Annotated in this window: 19 protein-coding genes; 10 read left to right on the top strand and 9 right to left on the bottom strand. The window is 66.6% G+C overall.

The window, feature by feature from the left end:
* Positions 1–27 precede the first annotated feature (27 nt).
* The 4 genes from FEJ81_RS09510 to FEJ81_RS09495 form a co-directional block, all read right to left on the bottom strand.
* Positions 28–798, bottom strand: coding sequence for a hypothetical protein (locus tag FEJ81_RS09510; protein ID WP_138245066.1), 771 nt, complete (start codon positions 796–798; stop codon positions 28–30).
* Positions 799–950: 152 nt separating this feature from the next.
* Positions 951–1781 (bottom strand): aldo/keto reductase, encoded by an 831-nt coding sequence (locus FEJ81_RS09505; protein ID WP_138245065.1) that lies wholly within the window; start codon positions 1779–1781, stop codon positions 951–953.
* Between the two features lie 194 nt (positions 1782–1975).
* On the bottom strand, positions 1976–2722 hold the full coding sequence (locus FEJ81_RS09500) for a proteasome assembly chaperone family protein (protein ID WP_138245064.1): 747 nt from the start codon (positions 2720–2722) through the stop codon (positions 1976–1978).
* 71 nt (positions 2723–2793) lie between these two features.
* Positions 2794–3492: a hypothetical protein gene (locus tag FEJ81_RS09495; RefSeq protein WP_138245063.1), complete on the bottom strand. Its 699-nt coding sequence runs from the start codon at positions 3490–3492 to the stop codon at positions 2794–2796.
* A 121-nt stretch (positions 3493–3613) separates the two neighbouring features.
* Here FEJ81_RS09495 and FEJ81_RS09490 point away from each other — a divergent pair, with 121 nt between their 5' ends.
* Both FEJ81_RS09490 and FEJ81_RS09485 read left to right on the top strand, forming a co-directional pair.
* Positions 3614–4522, top strand: a complete 909-nt coding sequence (locus FEJ81_RS09490) for an RsmB/NOP family class I SAM-dependent RNA methyltransferase (RefSeq protein WP_138245062.1) — start codon at positions 3614–3616, stop codon at positions 4520–4522.
* Entirely contained in the window at positions 4522–5037 is a 516-nt protein-coding gene (locus FEJ81_RS09485; protein WP_138245061.1) for a DUF7122 family protein, read from the top strand. The genes FEJ81_RS09490 and FEJ81_RS09485 overlap by 1 nt, the downstream gene beginning before the upstream one ends.
* Position 5038: 1 nt before the next feature.
* Here the strand turns inward: FEJ81_RS09485 and FEJ81_RS09480 are convergent, their stop codons facing one another.
* Both FEJ81_RS09480 and FEJ81_RS09475 read right to left on the bottom strand, forming a co-directional pair.
* Positions 5039–5491, bottom strand: a complete 453-nt coding sequence (locus FEJ81_RS09480) for a response regulator (RefSeq protein WP_138245060.1) — start codon at positions 5489–5491, stop codon at positions 5039–5041.
* A gap of 121 nt (positions 5492–5612) precedes the next feature.
* Positions 5613–7148, bottom strand: a complete 1536-nt coding sequence (locus tag FEJ81_RS09475) for a DUF790 family protein (RefSeq protein ID WP_138245059.1) — start codon at positions 7146–7148, stop codon at positions 5613–5615.
* Positions 7149–7269: 121 nt separating this feature from the next.
* Between FEJ81_RS09475 and FEJ81_RS09470 the strand changes: the two genes are divergently transcribed.
* Positions 7270–7845 carry a diadenylate cyclase gene (locus tag FEJ81_RS09470; protein WP_138245058.1) on the top strand — a complete coding sequence of 192 codons (576 nt, stop codon included), beginning with the start codon at positions 7270–7272 and terminating at the stop codon, positions 7843–7845.
* 48 nt (positions 7846–7893) lie between these two features.
* Here FEJ81_RS09470 and FEJ81_RS09465 read toward each other — a convergent pair whose 3' ends face one another.
* Entirely contained in the window at positions 7894–9357 is a 1464-nt protein-coding gene (locus FEJ81_RS09465) for a DEAD/DEAH box helicase family protein (protein ID WP_138246751.1), read from the bottom strand.
* A gap of 86 nt (positions 9358–9443) precedes the next feature.
* Complete coding sequence (locus FEJ81_RS09460) at positions 9444–9746, bottom strand: hypothetical protein (RefSeq protein ID WP_138245057.1); 303 nt, start codon at positions 9744–9746, stop codon at positions 9444–9446.
* 113 nt (positions 9747–9859) lie between these two features.
* Between FEJ81_RS09460 and FEJ81_RS09455 the strand changes: the two genes are divergently transcribed.
* The 6 genes from FEJ81_RS09455 (at position 9860) to FEJ81_RS09430 (ending at position 17438) form a co-directional block, all read left to right on the top strand.
* Entirely contained in the window at positions 9860–11068 is a 1209-nt protein-coding gene (locus tag FEJ81_RS09455; RefSeq protein WP_138245056.1) for a nucleotide exchange factor GrpE, read from the top strand.
* Between the two features lie 189 nt (positions 11069–11257).
* Positions 11258–13189: a molecular chaperone DnaK gene (gene dnaK, locus FEJ81_RS09450; RefSeq protein WP_138245055.1), complete on the top strand. Its 1932-nt coding sequence runs from the start codon at positions 11258–11260 to the stop codon at positions 13187–13189.
* A 252-nt stretch (positions 13190–13441) separates the two neighbouring features.
* A complete protein-coding gene (gene dnaJ / locus FEJ81_RS09445) occupies positions 13442–14626 on the top strand; it encodes a molecular chaperone DnaJ (protein WP_138245054.1) in 1185 nt (394 codons plus the stop codon).
* 78 nt (positions 14627–14704) lie between these two features.
* Complete coding sequence (locus tag FEJ81_RS09440; protein WP_138245053.1) at positions 14705–15886, top strand: sugar-transfer associated ATP-grasp domain-containing protein; 1182 nt, start codon at positions 14705–14707, stop codon at positions 15884–15886.
* Between the two features lie 105 nt (positions 15887–15991).
* Entirely contained in the window at positions 15992–16585 is a 594-nt protein-coding gene (locus tag FEJ81_RS09435) for a DJ-1/PfpI family protein (protein WP_138245052.1), read from the top strand.
* 103 nt (positions 16586–16688) lie between these two features.
* Positions 16689–17438, top strand: a complete 750-nt coding sequence (locus tag FEJ81_RS09430; RefSeq protein ID WP_138245051.1) for a hypothetical protein — start codon at positions 16689–16691, stop codon at positions 17436–17438.
* A 25-nt stretch (positions 17439–17463) separates the two neighbouring features.
* Here the strand turns inward: FEJ81_RS09430 and FEJ81_RS09425 are convergent, their stop codons facing one another.
* Entirely contained in the window at positions 17464–19050 is a 1587-nt protein-coding gene (locus FEJ81_RS09425; RefSeq protein WP_138245050.1) for an FAD-dependent oxidoreductase, read from the bottom strand.
* Between the two features lie 183 nt (positions 19051–19233).
* Here FEJ81_RS09425 and FEJ81_RS09420 point away from each other — a divergent pair, with 183 nt between their 5' ends.
* Positions 19234–19668 carry a DUF2267 domain-containing protein gene (locus FEJ81_RS09420; RefSeq protein WP_138245049.1) on the top strand — a complete coding sequence of 145 codons (435 nt, stop codon included), beginning with the start codon at positions 19234–19236 and terminating at the stop codon, positions 19666–19668.
* Positions 19669–19731 lie beyond the last annotated feature (63 nt).

The following is a 19731-nucleotide window of genomic DNA, read 5'->3' as shown; positions in this document are numbered from 1 at the left end:
CCTTATAACTTCCATAAACCGCGCGGATTACTGCGAGGGTCGAACCAGATTCGCCAGCGCGACGACGCTGCCGAGGAACCAGCCCAGCGGGAAGGAGATGCCGACCCACATCCCGGCGTAGGCCGCCCCCTCGAGCGTGTAGTTGCCCCGCAGGAACTCGCTGATCCCGCCGACGAACAGGACGTTGTCGAGCACCCAGACGGCGAAGTCGTAGCTGGGGTCGAGGACGTAGGGATGCAGCGACGGTGTCACGAGGGCGGCGACGACCGGCGGGAGGAACAGCGCCGTCATCGCGAACGGGTAGGCGAAGACGACCGTGAGCCCCCGGCCGCCGACCTTCGCGGACGTCGCTGCGAGCGCGGTCGCGACGGTTGCGACGCCGCTTGCCGCTGCGACCGCGATGACCGCGTCGAGGGGGATGTCGACCTGATTCATGTACGACATCGCACCCCAAGCGATCGTCAACAGCCCCCAGCCGAGCAGCGCGATGCCCGTGACGCCGACGATGCCGAGGCGGGTTCGTGTCGAGTCGAGTTTCGCCGCGTAGTAGCGGGTTCCGAGGCCGAGGACGGTAAGCGGATAGAGGACGAGCAAGCCGATGACGCCGAGGACGCTCCAGCCGTGATAGCCGATCTTCTGCGGGAGCGTCTCGGGCTTCCACTTGCCCATGACGGAGTGGCCGCGGCCACGTTGCCGGGGGAAGACGATCTCCATCCAGGCTCCGTGTAACCGCTGAATGTCGGCTCTGACCGCGCCGACGAGCCCCCCACCACCACCGCTTTTCGAGCGGGTAGACATACGCGAGCCAAAAAGCCGGTGTACCGTAAACTTTCCTGCTTTTTCTTCTCCCGCGACACGTCTCCGAAACCGGCCTCCCGTCCGCGAAAAACGGTGTGCAGACGGTTTCAGGGAACCCTGTGACGAGCTATCGCAGCGAACGCCGTCGCCGGTCAGTTCCAGGGCGCGAAGCCGGGATCGACTTCGCGGCTCGTCTCGTCGATCGCATCGATCGCATTGATGTCTTCGCGATCGAGTTCGACCGTCACGGACTCCCAGTTGTCGCCGATGTGGTCCTCGCCGGTCGCTTTCGGGATCGCGGTAACGCCCTTCTCGCGTGCCCACGCGAGACTGACCTGCGCTTCGCTGGCGTCGTGTTTCTCCGCGATCTCCCGAATCTCGGGCTGGTCGAATACCTGTCCGCGCGCCAGCGGCGAGTAGCCGACCACCTCGATATCGTAGTCGTCGCAGGCCTCTCGGATCTCCTCCTGTGGGAGCAGCGGATGGAGTTCGACCTGATTCGCGAAGATCGGTGCGTCACAGACGTCGACGGCCTCCTCGAGCTGTTCGGGCTGGAAGTTGCTCACGCCGACGTTCTCGATCAGCCCCTCGTCGTAGAGTTCCGAAAAGGCCGAGAGCGTCTCCTTGGCGTCGTACTCGTCGGCCGGCCAGTGGATGTACAGCAGATCGAGGGAGTCGACGCCGAGTCGGTCGAGGCTGGCCCGAGCCGTCTCGAGGACGTCGTCGTGTGCGAGGTTCGAGGTCCAGATCTTCGTCGCGAGGAAGATATCGTCGCGATCGACATCCGCGGCGGCGATCCCCTCGCCGACGGCGTCCTCGTTGTCGTAGGCTTGGGCGGTGTCGATATGTCGATACCCCGTCTCGAGGGCCGTCTGAACGCTTTCGGCACACTGTTCGGGGTCGTCGTTCTGCCACGTCCCGAGGCCGAGCATCGGCATGCCGTTCGCAGTTGGACACGTCTCTGGATCGATTTGTTCAGTCATAGTCGAACGGTGGGAGACGACGAGAAAAGGGGTTGCGTTTGCAGTAGCGTCTTCCGCAAAGGATGTGTGAGATTCGGTACCGAGACGGTGCGCTCGCCGCGAAATCGATCTCTCCCATCGAGAGCGAATCCGACTCGAGGCGGGGCCTCCTCGGGTTCGTGTTGGAAACGCTCAGATATCGGCCGCGAGCGAGCCTACTGGTACATCCGCAACGGTTGGGCCTGCGAACTCTCGTCTTGCCCGATCGCCTGCATCTGCTGGGCCAGTTCCTCCCGTTTCGCTCGGATCTCCTCGGCGCGGTCGACGAGTTCCCCCACGTCGACGTCGAGATCCGTGATCGGGCCGATACCGTCCTCGAGCAAGACGCTCGCGGACTCCGGATCGGGGAACTGCGGATCGCACTCGACGACCAGCCCGAGGCTGCCGTAGCCCTCCTGTGCCGCGCGGTTGATGAGCGCCCCCGTCGGTCCGGTGATGACGCCGTCTTCCGGCGGGACCGGGATGTCGGTCGCCTCGAGCGCCTCGCCGCCGTCGCCGGTCGCGATGCCGTAGATGTCGGGTCGGTCCTCGCCGTCGCGCTCGGCGGGGAGCCCGCTGAGATAGATCGGCGTCGCGTCCTGCTCGACGATCCACCCGGTGAGACAGTCGGCGACGCTCTCGACGGCCTGCGAGGCGATTGGCGCGTCGCTCTGGAGCGCGATGACATCGTGTTCCTCGCTGACGTAGAGACGGACCGGCGGGCGAGCGGTTCGGTCGCCGCCGCGGTAGACGCCGATTCGGGGGAGCCCCTCGCAGTGCACGCTCGCGTAGTAGCGCATGTCGAGTTGCTCGACGAGGTGATCGGTCGCGATCTTGCCGACGAGGCCGACGCCCGGGAACCCTTCGACGAGCGTGGGGTTCTCGAGGTCCGCGTCCGGTCCCTGCAGGCGGATTGCTGCCATGGTCGGACCGATGCGCGTCAGCGCCATAAAATCGAGGGCGGATGATCCCGGTATCTCAGCTGTGCCCGCTCTCACGGCGAGTAGACGAGCATCTCCGTCGATCCCGACTGAAACTCGAAGGGGACCGTCTCGAGGGTCGGCTCGTACCCCTCGTCCGCGAGCATCGAGACGGCGGACTCGAGGTGGACGGACGGTTCCGCGTCGAGCCCTTGGAGCGGATAGACGCGGACCTCGTCGGTCGCGACGCGAGCCAATTCCCGGAGCGACTCGCGGTGGAACGCCTCGCCGAACCGATCGCCGTACAGGAACAGGAAGTGCGACGAGAGGACGAGCGAGAACGAATCGCGATCGAACGGTAGCGACGGCAGCGCCGCAGCGACGTACCGCTCTCCCGTCCCGTCGTTCGCGTAGTCCTCGAGAAATCGGTCGGCGGCCCGCCGGAGATAGCGGCGGCGCTCGGCCGGCGAACCGTAGAACGACCACTCGAACAGCGCCCGTTTCTCCGGGAGCTGTTCCCCGACCGATTCGCGATCCTCGCGACATCGCCGTTCGAGTTCCGTGACCGATCGATCGTAGACGACGTCGGCCCCGACGGCGTCGATCCCTCGTTCGGTCGCAGTCGCGACGAACGACGCGACGCCCGAGGGACAGTCGAGCACCCGTCGCCCCTCGAGTTCGGTTGGCTCGAGGTCGAACATCGCCACGTACTCCTCGAACGTCCGTCCGATGACGGCACAGTCGGTCACCTCGAACGTCGTCGGTTCGCCCATGGCGTACAAGTATATACTATATTGTATATATTTGTCCGTCTGACGGGGTGGTTCCTCGTCAGTACAGCCACTGCCGAACGCTTCGAAACCCACAAACGCCAGTCGCTCGAACCCAGAGCAAATGGAGCCACTCGAGCGGTATCGACCGATCATCGACGATTTCGACGCCTTTCTGGCGGCCTGCGAGCGGCCGCTCGGCAACGCCGTCCGCGTGAACACGATCAAGGCGACCGTCGAGCGCACGCTCGAGGCCCTCGACCGGGAGGGCGTCGGCTACGAGCAGGCCGACTGGAACCCCCGCGTCGTGGACCTCGAGACCGATTCGCCGGGATCGACGTGGACCTCCTTTCACGGCTTTACGCACGGGCAGGAGGAGGTTTCGGCGGTGCCGCCGGTCGTCCTCGAGCCCGAGCCCGGCGAGCGGGTCTGGGACTGCTGTGCGGCCCCCGGCGGGAAGGCGACCCAGATCGCGGCGCTGATGGACGACCGCGGGACGGTCGTCGCGAACGACAACAACCTCGGCCGGATCTCGGCGCTGCGCTTTAACGCCGAGCGACTCGGCGCGACCAGCCTCGCGGTGACCAACGCCGACGCGCGCAATTACTCGCTGTCCCGCTTCGATTTCGACGAGTTCGACCGCGCCCTCGTCGACGCCCCCTGTTCCTGCGAGGGGACGATCCGGAAGAACCCCGACGCGCTGGACAACTGGTCCGAAGGCCACATCTCCTCGGTCGCGGGCATCCAGAAGGGAATCATCCGCCGGGCGATTCAGGCTACCCGCGAGGGCGGCACCGTCGTCTACTCGACGTGTACCTTCGCGCCAGAGGAGAACGAGGCCATCGTCCAGCACGCGCTGGACACCGAGTCCTGTCGCGTCGTCGACTTCGACCTCGGCCTCGAGCACTCCCCGGGGCTGACCGAGTGGGAGGACGACGAGTTCGACTCGAGTCTCGAGAAGGCGGCCCGAATCTATCCCCACCAGAACGATACCGGCGGCTTCTTCGTCGCGAAACTGGAGGTGACCGCCTGATGGCCGACCGAAACGACGGCCAGCGGTTCGACCGGCTGCCGGCAACCGAGGCCGAGCGAACCGTTGAGGGGCGGGCGACGCGCGAGGAAGTCGTCGACTTCTTCGCGGATCGGTTCGGCATTCCGCCGGAGACGTTCGAGGACTACTCCGTCTGGGAGAAGGGCGCGGGCAAGATCTGGATCTACGGCGGCGACGCGCCGACCCCCATCGAGATCGAGGCGATCGGGATGACCTGTCTCCGGACGCGACAGGAACACTGGAAGCCCACGACGGACTTCGTCCAGCGGTTCGGGGTCCACGCGACCGACTGCGTGATCGAACTCGACCGCGAGCAGGCTCGACGGTTCGCGAGCGGCGAAGATCAGGACCTCGAGCGATGGGACGGCGACTGGGGGTATCTCATCGCCGCCCACAGCGTTGCGGGGAAGCGCGAACCGATCGGCGTCGGCCTCTACGTCCACGGGGAGCTCCGTTCGATGGTCCCGAAGGGGAGACAGCGCGACCTCGAGTCGTAACTTACGAGGGAACCGGCGGCAGCGTCGCCTCGTCGATCCAGAACGATTCGACCGCGCGGCCGATGTCGGCGAACTCGTCGGGATCGGTCGGCTTGGTGAGGTAGGCGTTCGCACACAGTTCGTAACTCTTGACGATGTCTTCGGTCGCCTCCGAACTCGTGAGGACGAGCACCGGCAGCGAGGAAAGCGCGGGATCGTCCTTGATCGTCTCGAGCACTTCGAACCCGTCCGTTCGCGGGAGGTTCAGATCCAGCAACATCAGATCTAGATCGGGGCCGGCCTCGACCGCGGCGCGGTCTTGCAGGAACTCGATCGCGGCGCTGCCGTCGGTAACGGTATGAAACGTCGTCGCGAACCCCGCCGATTTGAACGCCTCCTCTATGAGCCGGACGTCGCCGGGATTGTCCTCGACGAGCAAAATAGAGACGGGGTCGCTGGAGGGAGCCTGGGACACTATGTACAACTAGGATCTTATCCGGTTAAGGCTGATTACAAAGTACGTTGGGTGTCGATTTCGCCGCCGGACCAGTCGCCGTCGCTCGGCTATCGTCTTCTCTATCGGTGATACCTACCGCTCACTTCCGTTCGACGATCGTTCCGCCGGCCAGCCCGTCCCACTCGACCCGGTAACCGAGCCGCGAGAGGACCGCGCTCGAGTCCGAGATGCCGCGGGCCTCGAGTTCCGCTTCGGCGTCCGAAAGGGCCATGTCCGACTCGATCGCGTCCGCGAGCGACTCGAGGACAGCGGGGCGAATCAGCGTCCGCCCGACGCGGTCGTGCTCGGGGAAGTCGACGTCCGCGAGCGCGTCCGCGCTCACGCTCCGGCGTTCGGCCAGCGTCTCGAGTGCGATCGCGTCTTCCTCGGGCCGCAGTTCGTCGGGCAGTCCGGCCGCGCTCTCGGCGACCAACTGGCGTTCGTACTCCCGGAGGACGTCGGCGACGTCTTTGACCCGCACCGTCCCCGAGTACGGGATCGCCCGGTGGTCGCGGGCGGCGATCTCCTCGCCGACGCCCAGCGATTCGTCGACCGCGACCAACATGTCCACGTCCTCGAGGTCAGAGAGCTGCGAGAGCTTCTTCTCGACGTACTCGGGTGTCCAGAACCCCATGATCTCGAAGTAGAGGCGGAAGTCGCCGTACTCGTACTCGAACGCGAAGTCTGGAATCATCACCCGGGTCCCCGTCGCGAGCGGCTCCGGTTCGCGGACGAGTTCCCAGTCGAGATCCAGATTCGAGAAGCGAGCGGCAAAATCGGCTTCGACGCCGCTGTCGAAGGTCACGTCCGCGATGGGCTCCGCGTCGGGCACTCGAATCGGGTCCTCGTGGCTGAGCGCGAGCGTCCGTTCGGTGCCCCGGTCGTCGATCGTCGCCTCGAGCGACCACGCCTCGCTCTTCGCGACGGTTCGGAGGAGTCGCGCGAATCGAGTGCCGTAGCGCCGCGTCGCACGGAAGAGGCGGGTCGGGCCCGTGACGACGACTTCGCGATCGGACAGGCCCTCGCTGCCGTCCGTCGACTCGCCCTCGAGCCGCCGGATCTCGTACATCAGTCGCAATCGCTTGATCGCCGAGATCAGCGCTTTCGGCTCGCTCGAGCGGACGCGCACCTCGGTCGCGTCGAACAGCGCGGTCTGACAGAGCGAGAGATTGTACCGACTGAGCAGTTCGTCCGGGTCCCAACGCGCGTCGACCGCGGTGAGGACCTGTCGCGTCTCGAGGTCGGCGTAGAGCGCGGTCTCGAGGGCGTCCGCCGACACGTCGAGGGACTCGCTCGCGCGGATGAGCGCCATCGCGCGCTCGTCTTCGGTGACGACGCCGACCGCTTCCGCGGCTTCGAACGCGGCTTTGCGGGCGCGCTCGGGGTCGATTTCCGCGTCCGTCTCGAAGGTCGCTTCGCGCTCGAGCAGCGCCGAAAATCCGCGGACGAGTTTGAAATCGTCCGCGTCGCGCTCGAGGTCCGTCAGTGCGCTCTCGAGATCGGCACGGGGCTGCCCGACGTGGCCCTGATACGTGCCGATGACGCGGGCGGCCAGTGGCCGATGGCTCCGGTCGGCGAACTGCGGGTGGTAGCCACCGCCGGCCCGCGAGACGCGCAGCAGGTCCTTCGTCAGCATCTATCTCGTGTCGGCGCGGCGTCGCCAAAAGTGGCCCGGACGGCACCCGCTCGAGCCGTCTTCCTCCTCTCGCGACCGTTCAGGCAGCGACATTACGGCGATCCCGTCCCAACTCAGTCGTATGGATCGCTCGGCGCTCCGGATCGAGTACGAGACCCACGACGGCGTCCGGGAGCTGGTCGACTGTCTCGTCCACTCGTTCGAAGGGATCAGCCTCGACTTCGACCGGTGGGACGAGCAGTACGTCAAGGGGCCCGGCATGTACGTCGCCGTCGTCACCGGCCCCTCGGTCGCGGACTTCGCGGATCCGATGGGGGACAACACGTGGCCGACGGACCGCTGTCGCGACGTTTGTCTGGATCTGGACACCTTTTTCGAGGCGGCGCGGGAGGTGGCGATGACGCGGGACGGCGCGCTCGTCGTCAGCGTCGACGGCGTCGTGCAAAATCAGATGGTCCGATTTCGGGACATCGTTCCCGGCGCCCTCGAGGCCGCCGAGGAGACCGACAGCGAGTACGAGGACTGGATGGGATCGCGCCACATGAGCGCGCTGGACACCTCACGACGGCCGAACGTGATCTCGACGGTCACGCTCAGCGAGGAGACCGGCCGCGTGACGATCTTCCAGCGCGGCTCCTTCCAGACGTTCGAGCGCTCCGAACTCGGCGGACAGTGGAACGTGGACGGCTACGAGTGACGTGACTGTGATTCGTCGCTCTCATCGGTCTCTCCCGCTCGTAAACGGCTACCGCCGCCGACTGGCGACGCGTTCCTCCCCGGTGTCCTCGCTCACCACTTCGTAGAGCAGCGCGCGACTGCCGTCGGCCGTCGGCCGCAGAATCCGTCCCAACCGCTGCGTGAACTCGCGTTCGCTGCCGCTGCCCGAGAGCACGACCGCGACGTTCGCGTCGGGGACATCGACCCCCTCGTCGAGCACGTTCGAGGTCGCGATCCGGGTGTAGGTGCCCTCGCGGAAGCGCTCGAGGATCTCCCGTCGCTCCGCGGCCCCGGTCTGGTGGGTGATCGTCGGCAGCAGGAACCGCTCGCTGACATCGTACGCGAGGTCGTTGTGCGCCGTGAAGACGATGGTCCGCTCGCCGCGGTGGTCGTCGAGGACGTCCGCGAGCGTCGCGAGCTTGTTCTCGCTGCCGAGCATGATCTCCCGTGCGCGCTGGCGCGCGAGCAGCGCCTCGCGGGCTTCGGGGTCGGAACCGGACCGCTTGACGAGTTCCCGATAGTCCGAGCCGCTTCGCATCTCGATGTTCGATTTCGCGAGGTAGTCCGTGAAAACGCCCTGTGCCCGCTCGTACTCCTCGCGCTCGTCGGGGGTCAGCGAGACCTCGAGTCGCTTGACATCGTAGTTCGCGAGGTGGTCGCCGGCGAGTTCGTCCACGTCGACGCGGTGGACCAGCGGCCCAACGATCTCCTCGATGACCTCGTGTGCGCCGTCGGGGCGCTCGAAGGTCGCGGTCAGTCCCACCCGGGCGGGCGCGGCGAGCAGCCGCGCGATTTCGCGGTAGCCCTCGCCGCCGAGGTGGTGGACCTCGTCGAAGACGACGAGACCGAACCGGTCGCCCACCGAGTCAGCTTTGAGGTACGCCGAGTCGTACGTCGAGACCGTGATCGGCTCGAGGCGCTGTTCGCCGCCGCCGAAGCGCCCGATCGGGGGTCCGAACTCGCGCTCGAGTTCCCCGACCCACTGCTCGAGCAGGTCGATCGTCGGCACGACGACGAGCGTCGGCACCGAGAGCCGCTCGATCGCCGCCAGCGCGATGACCGTCTTGCCGCTGCCGGTCGGCAGTTCGAGGACGCCGGCGGGCGCTCGCGGGACCGAATCGAGGGACGGCGCATCGGCCCAGCGGTCGGTCTCGAGCCACGCCTCGAGGGCCGTTTCCTGATAGTCGCGGAGTTCGTACGCCGAGTGGAGATCGGAGACGGACTCGAGATCGAGGACCCGGTCGTCGATCGCGGCGTCGGCGTCGGTCAGTGCTGCCCGCAGGGCGGCGTAGCCGCCGGCCGGAACGCGCCAGCCGTCGGTCCGCGGATCCGCCTCGAGATCGGGAACCGACGCGCGGAGCGACGACGGCGAGACCGACGCTCCCTCGAGGCCGTCGATCCGGATCGTGCCGTCCTCGTATCGGAGTTCGATCGGCGTCGCGCCGTCGCTCGATGTCCGCGTCACGGGCCACAGTCGGGGCAGGACGTACAAATACTGTCGGGTGTTCCCCTTCGTCCACCGCCGTCGGTCCTCGCGTGGTGCGCTGCCCGACGCGGAGCCGGGGCCCTCTCGCCTCGTCACTCGCCCTTCCGTTCGTCGAAGTGCGTTTCACAGAGCACGTGAAAGACGGTACCGTCGGATTCGACGTCTCCGCGGGGCGTTTTCTTCAGCAGCGTGATGGCGTAGGCCGCCTCCTCCTCACAGTCGATGCACGTTCCGCCCGCGCCGGAGAGTCCCTTAGTCTTGTCGCCGCGGTCGCGTATCTCGGCGCAGTCCCGACAGAGCCACCACTTGTTTTCGGTGTCCGAGACCTCGAAGATCCGATGGGCCATCTTGTGCTGGTCGAACCGCACCTGCGACCCACAGAAGAGACAGTCCATAGGGAAACCCGTTCCCAGCAGCGCCATAACGGTTCTCCACGAACTGTAAGGGACTCGCACGCGCCGATCCGGCTACCTCAACCCTTTTATTACCGCTGTTCGTTGACTGGCACATGAGCGAAGACGAGGGCACGAACACGTCCGCCCAGGGTGTCCCGTCCGAGGAGGAATCCGACGACGGCGAGACGGCCGACGCGGATCCCGGGGCGTCGACGGACGGGGAATCGGAACCGACTCCCGACTCGAGCGACGCGACATCGGACTCCGCGAGCGCGGACGCCGACTCGAGTCGCGACGCGACCGACGGGGACGCCGACGCGCCGTCGGAAACCGAGCCGGCCGCGGATGCGGACGACGCATCCGGGGACGCGCCGGAAACGAGCGAGGACGTCCAGCGGGTCCTCGACCGGGTCACCGAGTACGACGACGAACTCGCCCGCAAGGTCAACTCGATCGTCGAGGAGGCCCGCGATCTCAACGGCACCGTCTCCCACCAGCGCGAGGAACTCGAGGATCTCACGGAACGCATCGAGTCCCAGGCCGAGACCATCGGCGAACTGCAGGACGAACTCGACGAGTACGAACAGGCGATCGACGAGCGCGACGAGCAGCTGGCGGAGTACGAGGCGGAAGTCGAGGACCTCAAGAGCCGACTCAAGCGCAAACAGGCCGACTTCCAGAACTACAAGAAACGCGCCAAGAAGCGCCAGCAACAGATTAAAGACCGCGCCACCGAGGACCTCGTCGAACGGCTCATCGGCGTCCGCGACAACCTCAAACGCGCACTCGAGGAGGAGAGCGGCGACGCCGAGAGCCTCCAGGACGGCGTCGAGATGACGCTCCGGGAGTTCGACCGCATCCTCGAGGACGAGAACGTCTCCGAGATCGACCCTGAACCGGGTGCCGAGACCGACCCGCAGCGCCACGAGGTCATGATGCAGGTCGACAGCGATCAGCCCGAGGGGACCGTCGCCGATGTCTACACGCCCGGCTACGAGATGGGCGATAAGGTCATCCAGAACGCACAGGTGACCGTTTCCAACGGCGAACTCGCCGATGCGGAGGGTGACGATGTGGACGCAGAAGCCGACGAACAGGGCGGCGAACAAGCCGATGATGCCGACGGTGAGGCGGCAGACGAGACGGCCGAATCCGACGGCAGCGAGGACACAGCAGTCGACGCCGACGCAGACGACGATTCGACCGAAGGAGACGATTCGTCGGCTGCTGCCGAGGGGGGAGACGACGACGGCGAGGCGATCGAACTCGGCGGCGAAGTCGCCGCCGACGGCGAGGACGCTCCCGCGGACGAGGACGAGTAACGCGAGTGGAGACCACCCGCGACCACGACGCCGAGCGCCTGACCGACCGAGTCACCCCGGATTTTACCGCGTTTTTACTACAATCCAACTGCCGCGAGAGCGGCTGTAACGCGCCGTTTCCGGATTTTATTCGGTCGTGCTGTCTGGCTAGTAACCTTTAAAACAAAGTGCGCACAATACCCCTCCACAATGGCGAGCAACAAGATTCTCGGAATCGACCTCGGGACGACGAACAGCGCGTTCGCGGTGATGGAAGGCGGCGATCCGGAGATCATCGTCAACGCCGAAGGCGAACGGACGACGCCCTCCGTCGTCGCCTTTACCGACGACGAGCGACTCGTCGGGAAACCGGCGAAGAACCAGGCGATTCAGAACCCCGAAAAGACGATCGCCTCGATCAAGCGCCACATCGGCGAAGAGGACTACACCGTCGAAATCGAGGGCGAGGAGTACACGCCCGAAGAGATCTCGGCGATGATCCTCCAGAAGATCAAACGCGACGCCGAGGACTACCTCGGCGACGAGGTCGAAAAGGCCGTCATCACGGTCCCCGCGTACTTCTCCGACCGACAGCGCCAAGCGACCAAAGATGCCGGCGAGATCGCCGGGTTCGAGGTCGAGCGCATCATCAACGAGCCGACGGCCGCCTCGATGGCCTACGGCCTCGAGGACGATCAGGACCAGACCGTCCTCGTCTACGACCTCGGTGGCGGCACCTTCGACGTCTCTATTCTCGATCTCGGCGGCGGCGTCTACGAGGTCGTCGCGACCAACGGCGACAACGATCTCGGCGGCGACGACTGGGACGAGGCCATCATCGACTGGCTCGCCGACGAGTTCGAGGACGAACACGGGATCGACCTCCGGGACGACCGACAGGCCCTCCAGCGGCTCAAGGATGCCGCCGAGGAGGCCAAGATCGAACTCTCCTCGCGCAAGGAGACCGAGATCAACCTCCCGTTCATCACGGCGACCGACGACGGCCCGATCCACCTCGAGGAGTCGATGACGCGCGCCAAGTTCGAGTCGCTCACACAGGACCTGATCGACCGGACCGTCGAACCGACCGAGCAGGCCCTCGAGGACGCGGGCTATAGCGAGGACGAGATCGACGAAGTCCTCCTCGTCGGCGGCTCGACTCGGATGCCACAGGTCACCGAGAAGGTCGAAGAGCTGACCGGCAAGGAGCCCCAGAAGAACGTCAACCCCGACGAGGCCGTCTCGCTGGGCGCGGCGATTCAGGGCGGCGTGCTGGGCGGCGAGGTCGACGACATCGTCCTGCTCGACGTGACGCCGCTCTCGCTGGGTATCGAGGTCAAGGGCGGCCTCTTCGAGCGACTCATCGAGAAGAACACGACGATTCCGACCGAGGAGTCCAAGATCTTCACCACGGCGGCGGACAACCAGACCACGGTGCAGGTCCGGGTCTTCCAGGGTGAGCGCGAACTCGCCGAAGAAAACGAAATGCTCGGCGAGTTCCACCTGACCGGCATCCCGCCGGCCCCCGCCGGCACCCCGCAGATCGAGGTCACGTTCTCGATCGACGAGAACGGCATCGTCAACGTGAGCGCGGAGGACAAGGGCAGCGGCACCACCGAGGAGATCACCATCGAGGGCGGTGCCGGCCTCTCGGACTCCCAGATCGAGGAGATGCAGCGCGAGGCCGAGAAACACGCCGAAGAGGATCAGCAAAAGCGCCAGCGCATCGAGGCCCGCAACACCGCCGAGGCCACGATCCAGCGCGCCGAAACGCTGCTCGAGGAAAACGACGAACAGGTCGACGACGACCTACGCGCCGACATCGAGGGCGCGATCGAGGACCTCGAGGCGACGATCGACGACGACGAGGCCGACGCCGAGGCCATCGAGTCCGCGACCGAGGCCCTGAGCGAGGAACTCCAAGAGATCGGCAAGCAGGTCTACCAGCAGGAAGCCGGTGCGGGCGCTGCCGGCGGTGCCGCTGGCGGTGCGGCCGGCGGCGCAGCGGGCGCCGGCGGTGCCGGCATGGGCGGCGGCCCCAACCCTGGCCCTGACGCCGGCGCTGCCGACGGCGAGGGCGAGGAATTCGTCGACGCCGACTTCGAGGACGTCGACTTCGAGGACGACGAAGACGAGGAGTAACGCCGATAACTCGCCACCTGCCCTCGATTCGCCGCTCGGATATTGGATTCCACGCGTCAACGTGAGGGTAGTTCCGCGGTGAGCATCCGCGAGCACAGCGAGCGGTTCCCCGCCGAAGCGGACGGAGTCCGCGGAGGCGGTCTTTTTCATCGAAGTTTTTGCGCCGAGTGGTTCGCCCGTGGCGAACCCGAGGCGGAAAAAGTTCGGAACGGTCGTTTCAAGTGTCTCAACCGAGTATCGGTGGCACAACGAATGAGCGAGGACTTCTATGACGTTCTCGGCGTGAGCCCCGACGCGTCTACCGAGGAGATAAAACAGGCGTATCGGTCGAAGGCCACCGAGTACCATCCGGACGTCAGCGACGACCCCGACGCCGAGGAGAAGTTCAAGAAGATCCAGAAAGCGAAGCAGGTGCTGACCGACGAGGAGAAACGCGAGGCCTACGACCAGATGGGTCACGACCGCTACGAGCAGGCCGAGAAACACGGCTTCGACGCCAGCGACGCCGGCGGTGCCGGCGGGATGGGCGGCGGCCCGTTCGGCGGCATGGGTGGTGGCGGAATGGGCGGCGGTGGCATGGGTGGCGGCGGTCTCGGCGATCTCTTCGAGCAGGTCTTCGGTGGCGGTGGTGGCGGCGGTCGCGGTCGCCGTCGACCCCGCAAAGGGCGAGACCTCCGAACCGAACTCGAGATCGACTTGGAGGAGGCCTACGAGGGCGCCGAAAAGCAGTTCACCGTCGAGCGACCCGAGGAGTGCGATGTCTGCGAAGGCGAGGGACACCCGCCGGAAGCCGACGCCGAAACCTGCCCGCAGTGTCAGGGCCGCGGGCAGGTGACCCAGGTCCAGCAGACGCCGCTCGGTCGGGTCCAGCAGACGACGGCCTGTCCCCGCTGTGAGGGCGAGGGGACGCTGTACTCGGAAACCTGCGGCGAGTGTCGCGGCGAGGGCTACGTCCGGAACGAGGCGTCGCTGACCGTCGAAGTCCCGGCCGGCATTCAGGAGGGGCAAACGCTCCGCATGGAAGGCGAAGGCGCGCCCAGCCCCGAGGGCGGTCGCCACGGCGACCTGCTGATCGACGTCTCGATTCGCGAGCACGAGGAGTTCGAACGCGACGGCGACGACCTCCAGTACCGGCTGCCGATCTCGTTCCCGCAGGCCACCTTCGGCGACACCGTCGAAGTCCCGACGCTCGAGGGGGCCGCCGAGTTCGAGATCCCCGACGGGACCCAGAGCGGCGAGACGTTCCGCCTCGAGGGCAAGGGCATGCCGCGGCTGCGCGGGCGCGGACAGGGCGATCTCTACGTGCAGGTCCAGGTCGTCACCCCCGAGAGCCTGAACGAGGAACAGCGCGACGCGCTCGAGGAGTTCGCCGAAGCCGGCGGTGACGAAATCGAAGTGAAGGAAGGCTTCTTCGAGAAGATCAAGCGGGCGTTTTAACGAGCGAAACAGTTCTCGCTGGCGGGCGGATCGTTATCTCGCCGATAAGTATGGGCCACGCCCCCGAAGTCGTCGTCGATGGACATCGCTCGACTCTATCGGACGGCGGATCAGGGACGCAAGCTACTCCGCGCGGAACGGCGGACTGGCTCGTCGTTCGACCTCTCGCCCCGTCGCCGGCTCCGGCTCTACCGACGCGGCTTTCTGAGCAAGTCCGGCGTCATCTACGACTTCGAGTCGCACGATCCGGCCGCGTATCTCACCGACTTCCAGCGGTTCGTCGGAACGAAGCGGATCAACGGCCACTGGAACGCGCTGATCGACAACAAGCTCGCCTTTCACCGCGTCCTCGGGGAGTTCCCAGAGCATCGCCCGGCGGTGTACGGATTGCTCGCCGACGGACGGTTTCACACGTTCGACCCGGCCTCCGAGCGGGTGACCGTGACCGACGGCGGTGAGCGAACCGTCGGTTCGCGATCCTCGTCGGAGGTCCCCTCCGACGGCGGCATCGAACTCGAGCACCCGGACGAGTCGGCGACCGCGGGACCGACACCGGACCCACTCGAGTGGCTCGACGACCACCTCTCGGAGGGGGAGCGCCTCGTCCTGAAGTGGTTCAGCGGCGGCGGCGGGAACAACGTTCACTTCCTCGAGCGGGCGGACGGCGAGTACCGCTTCGACGGCGAGCCGACGGGCGAAGCCGCCCTCGCCGAGAAACTCGCGGACCTCGAGCACTACCTCGTCTGCGAGTTCGTCGAACAGGCCGACTACGCGGCCGAGTTGTTCTCCGAGACGGCGAACACGCTTCGGGTCCTGACGATGTACGACGAGCGGGCTGGAGAGGCGTTCGTCCCGATCGCGATCCACCGGATCGGGACCGCGGATTCGGTCCCCGTGGACAACTTCTCGAACGGCGGACTGAGCGCTCATATCGACCGCGAGACGGGCCGTCTCGGTGCGGGGGCTGAATATCCCCACGACGGCGTCGTCGACTGGCACGAGACCCACCCCGGAACCGGCGCTCGTATCGAAGGGACGACGGTTCCGGGCTGGGACGAGATCCGCGAGCGCCTGCTCGAGATCGCGGAGACGCTCTCACACGTCCCCTACGTCGGCTGGGATCTGGTCGTCACCGACGAGGGCGAGTTCCGGATCATCGAGGCCAACAGCTATCCGGGCGTCGCCTCGCTCCAGGTCCACCGGCCGCTGCTGGCCGACGATCGGACGCGGCGGTTCTACCGCGAACACGGCGTCATCTGAGGCGACCGACGCCGCGCGAGCGACTCGTCGCTTCTCCTCTGACAGTCGTGATACCATTCAACATGGTTATGCCCGCTGCACCCGAACGGACGGACGGGAATACCCATGCCAGCACAACAGATCCTGCTCCTCGCCGGCGATTACGTCGAGGACTACGAGATAATGGTCCCGTTTCAGGCGCTCCAGATGGTCGGCCACGAGGTCCACGCCGTCTGTCCCGAAAAGGAGGCCGGAGACACCTGTCCGACCGCGATTCACGACTTCGAGGGCGACCAGACCTACACCGAGAAGCCGGGGCACAACTTCGAACTGAATCACGACTTCGAGGCCGTCGACCCCGCGGACTACGACGCGCTGGTCGTCCCCGGCGGCCGCGCGCCCGAATACCTCCGGACCTACGACGAGATCCTCGAGATCACCCGGCACTTCTTCGCGGAGGACAAACCCGTCGCGGCGCTGTGTCACGGCGTCCAGCTCCTCGCGGCCGCGGACGTCCTCGAGGGCCGAACCTGTACCGGCTATCCGGCGCTCGAGGCAGATGTCCGGATCTCCGGCGGCGAGTGGGAAGACGGCGTCACGCGGGACGGCACCCTCGTGACCGGGCAGGCGTGGCCGGACCATCCCGACTGGCTCGCGCAGTTCCTCGAGGTCCTCGGAACCGATGTCGATCACGCCGAGCCGGCGGCCGCGGACGACTGATCGCGAGCGACGGGGACCGAACCTCGCCGTATAGCGGGGATCGAAAGCGAGACGGGCGACGCGAGTCGGCGTCCTTTTTCTTCCCCAGGACGCAGTCTCGCGTATGAACGCTGGGACGGTCGACGACCTGCTCACCCGGGAGCTGCGGGACGATCGGATCGGGCTCGTCGACGCGACGGGCCGGGAGTACGACTACCACTGGCTCTGTACGACCTCGTGGAAGGCCGGCAACTTCCTGCGCCATTCGGGCGTCCGCGAGGGCGTCACCGTCGGCGTCGTCGGCGACGGCCCCCTCGCACTGCTCGCCTGTTTCGGGACGACGCTGCTCGAGGGGACGACCCGTTTCGATCCGCCGACTGACCTCGCGGACGCGGCGGACTTTCGGACCCTCGTCGCACCGGTCGAGTCGCTCGCGGACTACGACCTGCCCCGAGGCGCACAGCGCGTCGGCTACGGGGACGAACCAGACGCGCCGGATGTCCACCACTTCGACGCCGGCCTCTGGAGCGAGAACCCGTCGTTCCCGCCGCTGGCGATCGATCCGGAGACCGCCGTGCTGACCGACGGCGAGCGAACGGTCACACACGGGCAGGTCCTCGAGGCCGCGCGCGGCGTCGTCGAAGCCGCCGGCCTCGAGGCGGACGACCGCGTGGTCGTTCGCGCGCCGCTGTCGGACCCCCGAACCGTCGCGGCCGGCGTGATCGCACCGCTGCTCGCCAAGGGCGTGATCGTGCTTTCGGGCGACGAGGACGAGAGCGACGGCGAACGCGGAACCTACGCCGTCTCGAGCGAGGGAGTCGAGTCCGTGCCCGAACCGAACCGGATCGACCTCGAGTCGGTGTCGCTTCCGTAGCGTCGACCGGTTCTCGAGGTCTCGACTACAGTTCTCGATACAGCAGTCCCTCGACGGCGGGTCCCGACAGCACCTCGCCGTCGTGGGTGAACCGCGAGCCGTGACAGGGGCAGTCCCACGTCCGTTCGGCGTCGTTCCACCGAACGAGACAGCCCATGTGCGGACAGGTCGCCGACACGGCGTGGGTCGTCCCCTCCTCGTCGCGGTAGACTCCCAGCGGCTGGTCCGTTCGCCGAACGACGCGAGCGTCCCCGGGGTCGGGGAGGCCGTCCGAACCACGCGCCTCGAGCGACGCCAGCAGCGACTTGATCCGGTCGCCGACGAAACTCCCGCCGACCTTGGCGTTCTCCTCGAGGAAGCGCTTCGCGGAGGCCTTCGGTGTGAACCGCTGGGGGTCGAACACGTCGGCCCACGGGTTCTCCCCCTCGGTAATGAGGTCGGCGAGGATCATCCCCGCGGCGGTGCCGCCGGTCATCCCCCAGCCCTTGAACCCGGTGCCGACGTAGACGTGCTCGGAGAGCGGGTCGATCTGACCGATAAAGGGCACGTCGTCGACCGGCGAGTAGTCCATGGTCGACCATCGGTACGCGATCGATTCGACGTCAAAGTGCTCGCGGGCGAACGCCTCGCAGCGCCGGTAGCGTTCGGAGGTCGGCACTCCGTCGACGCTCGGCTTGTGGCTCTGGCCGCCGACGATCAGGAGTTCCTCGGCTTTTCCCTCCTCGTCCGAACCCACCGACTCCGTCACCGGATACCGCCGTATCGTTGCCGGCGGCGAGGCGGTGTTGTAGTACATGCCCGCCGGCGGCGAGCCGTCGATGCGGACGGCGAGCAGATAGGCTCGATGGGGGTGCATCCGCGCGAAGTAGCCGGCTCGATCGAAGAACGGGAAGTGCGTCGCGACGACCACGTCGTCGGCGACGACATCTCCCCGCTCCGTTTCGACGCGACACGGTGAGCCGGGTTCGATCTCGAGCGCGCGGGTCTCCTCGAAGACGTAGCTGTCCTCGCCGTGGATCTCGTCTGCGATCGCGAGCAGGTACTTCCGCGGGTGGAACGCCGCTTGCTCGTCGAAGCGAACCGCACCGTCGACCTCGTACGGAAGGGGTGTCTCCTCGACGTACGAGGCGGGGAGCCCGAGCCGTTGGGCCGCGTCGACCTCGTCGCGGACCTGCGAAACGTCGTCGGGCGAGGCGGCGTAGGTGTAGGCCTCGGTGCGCCGGAAGTCACAGTCGATGTCCGACTCCTCGACGCGCCGCTCGACGGCGTCGATCGCCGCCTCGTTGGCTTCGGCGTACTGGCTCGCCTTCTCCTCGCCAAACTCGGAGACGAGGGTGTCGTAGACCAGCCCGTGCTGGGAGGTGAGCTTGGCCGTCGTGTGTCCGGTCGTGCTCTCGACGATCCGATCCGACTCGAGGACTGCAACGGACTGACCGGCTTCTTTGAGTTCGATCGCCGCGGTCAGCCCGGTGATGCCGCCGCCGATGACCGCCGCGTCGACCTCGAGCCCGTCCTCGAAGGGGTCGTAGTCGGTCGTCGGCGTCGTGGCCAGCCACAGCGACTCCGGGTCCGGGGACTCGGTTGCGGGTGCAGGTGCGGTATCGTCCGACATTGGAATCAACGCGTCGAGCTATCCACACTCGGCCCAAAAGGGGTCGGGGGTGAAATCGCTCGCTCGAGCGACCCGTACCGATCACCGACCGATCGCGTCTTCCGCGCCCGTCGCCTCGCTGAACGGTCGGGCCGATCGACTATCATGGACCGGTTTTTTCGGCGGTCGCGTGGTCCACCGCCTATGGACTACCACGAATTCGTCGGCGAGGTACAACACCGGCTCGAGCTCCCCGGGATGGGCGAAGCGGTGCGGGTGATTCGTGCCGTCCTGCTGACGCTCGGCGAGCGGATACAGGCGGGCGAAGCGTCCGATCTCGCGGGGCCGCTCCCGATGGAAATCGACCGGTTCCTGCTCGAGGCGGAGTCGGGCCAGCAGTTCGATTTCGACGAGTTCGTCGGCCGCGTCGCCGAGCGCGCGGGACTCGAGGACGACGAGGACGGCCGGCCGGAGGCCGTCTACTACGCACAGGCGATCGTCGCGCTCCTCGCGGAGATCGTCCCGGGAAGCGAGTTCGAGGAGGTGCGGGCGAACGTCCCGGACGACGACTTCGAGCAGTTGTTCGAACTCGTCGGCGTCGACGAAGCGTTCGAGGAGGAAATGGAACGAAGCAACTGACGACCGCCGCGGGGTGGACGCCGTGACGAGGCTCGAGAGATGGCGGTACAGTCGAGACGCGAC

The organism is Natrinema versiforme (assembly GCF_005576615.1).
Classification (GTDB): Archaea; Halobacteriota; Halobacteria; order Halobacteriales; family Natrialbaceae; genus Natrinema; species Natrinema versiforme_A.
Note: the sequence above shows the minus strand (reverse complement) of the source record. Positions and strands in the feature narration are given on the sequence as shown.

Excerpts from the sequence above, each read along its gene's own strand:
- FEJ81_RS09510 (WP_138245066.1), bottom strand. The coding sequence starts at position 798 with ATGTCTACCCGCTCGAAAAGCGGTGGTGGTGGGGGGCTCGTCGGCGCG.
- FEJ81_RS09505 (WP_138245065.1), bottom strand. The coding sequence starts at position 1,781 with ATGACTGAACAAATCGATCCAGAGACGTGTCCAACTGCGAACGGCATG.
- FEJ81_RS09500 (WP_138245064.1), bottom strand. The coding sequence starts at position 2,722 with ATGGCAGCAATCCGCCTGCAGGGACCGGACGCGGACCTCGAGAACCCC.
- FEJ81_RS09495 (WP_138245063.1), bottom strand. The coding sequence starts at position 3,492 with ATGGGCGAACCGACGACGTTCGAGGTGACCGACTGTGCCGTCATCGGA.
- FEJ81_RS09490 (WP_138245062.1), top strand. The coding sequence starts at position 3,614 with ATGGAGCCACTCGAGCGGTATCGACCGATCATCGACGATTTCGACGCC.
- FEJ81_RS09485 (WP_138245061.1), top strand. The coding sequence starts at position 4,522 with ATGGCCGACCGAAACGACGGCCAGCGGTTCGACCGGCTGCCGGCAACC.
- FEJ81_RS09475 (WP_138245059.1), bottom strand. The coding sequence starts at position 7,148 with ATGCTGACGAAGGACCTGCTGCGCGTCTCGCGGGCCGGCGGTGGCTAC.
- FEJ81_RS09470 (WP_138245058.1), top strand. The coding sequence starts at position 7,270 with ATGGATCGCTCGGCGCTCCGGATCGAGTACGAGACCCACGACGGCGTC.
- FEJ81_RS09460 (WP_138245057.1), bottom strand. The coding sequence starts at position 9,746 with ATGGACTGTCTCTTCTGTGGGTCGCAGGTGCGGTTCGACCAGCACAAG.
- FEJ81_RS09455 (WP_138245056.1), top strand. The coding sequence starts at position 9,860 with ATGAGCGAAGACGAGGGCACGAACACGTCCGCCCAGGGTGTCCCGTCC.
- dnaK (WP_138245055.1), top strand. The coding sequence starts at position 11,258 with ATGGCGAGCAACAAGATTCTCGGAATCGACCTCGGGACGACGAACAGC.
- dnaJ (WP_138245054.1), top strand. The coding sequence starts at position 13,442 with ATGAGCGAGGACTTCTATGACGTTCTCGGCGTGAGCCCCGACGCGTCT.
- FEJ81_RS09440 (WP_138245053.1), top strand. The coding sequence starts at position 14,705 with ATGGACATCGCTCGACTCTATCGGACGGCGGATCAGGGACGCAAGCTA.
- FEJ81_RS09435 (WP_138245052.1), top strand. The coding sequence starts at position 15,992 with ATGCCAGCACAACAGATCCTGCTCCTCGCCGGCGATTACGTCGAGGAC.
- FEJ81_RS09430 (WP_138245051.1), top strand. The coding sequence starts at position 16,689 with ATGAACGCTGGGACGGTCGACGACCTGCTCACCCGGGAGCTGCGGGAC.
- FEJ81_RS09425 (WP_138245050.1), bottom strand. The coding sequence starts at position 19,050 with ATGTCGGACGATACCGCACCTGCACCCGCAACCGAGTCCCCGGACCCG.
- FEJ81_RS09420 (WP_138245049.1), top strand. The coding sequence starts at position 19,234 with ATGGACTACCACGAATTCGTCGGCGAGGTACAACACCGGCTCGAGCTC.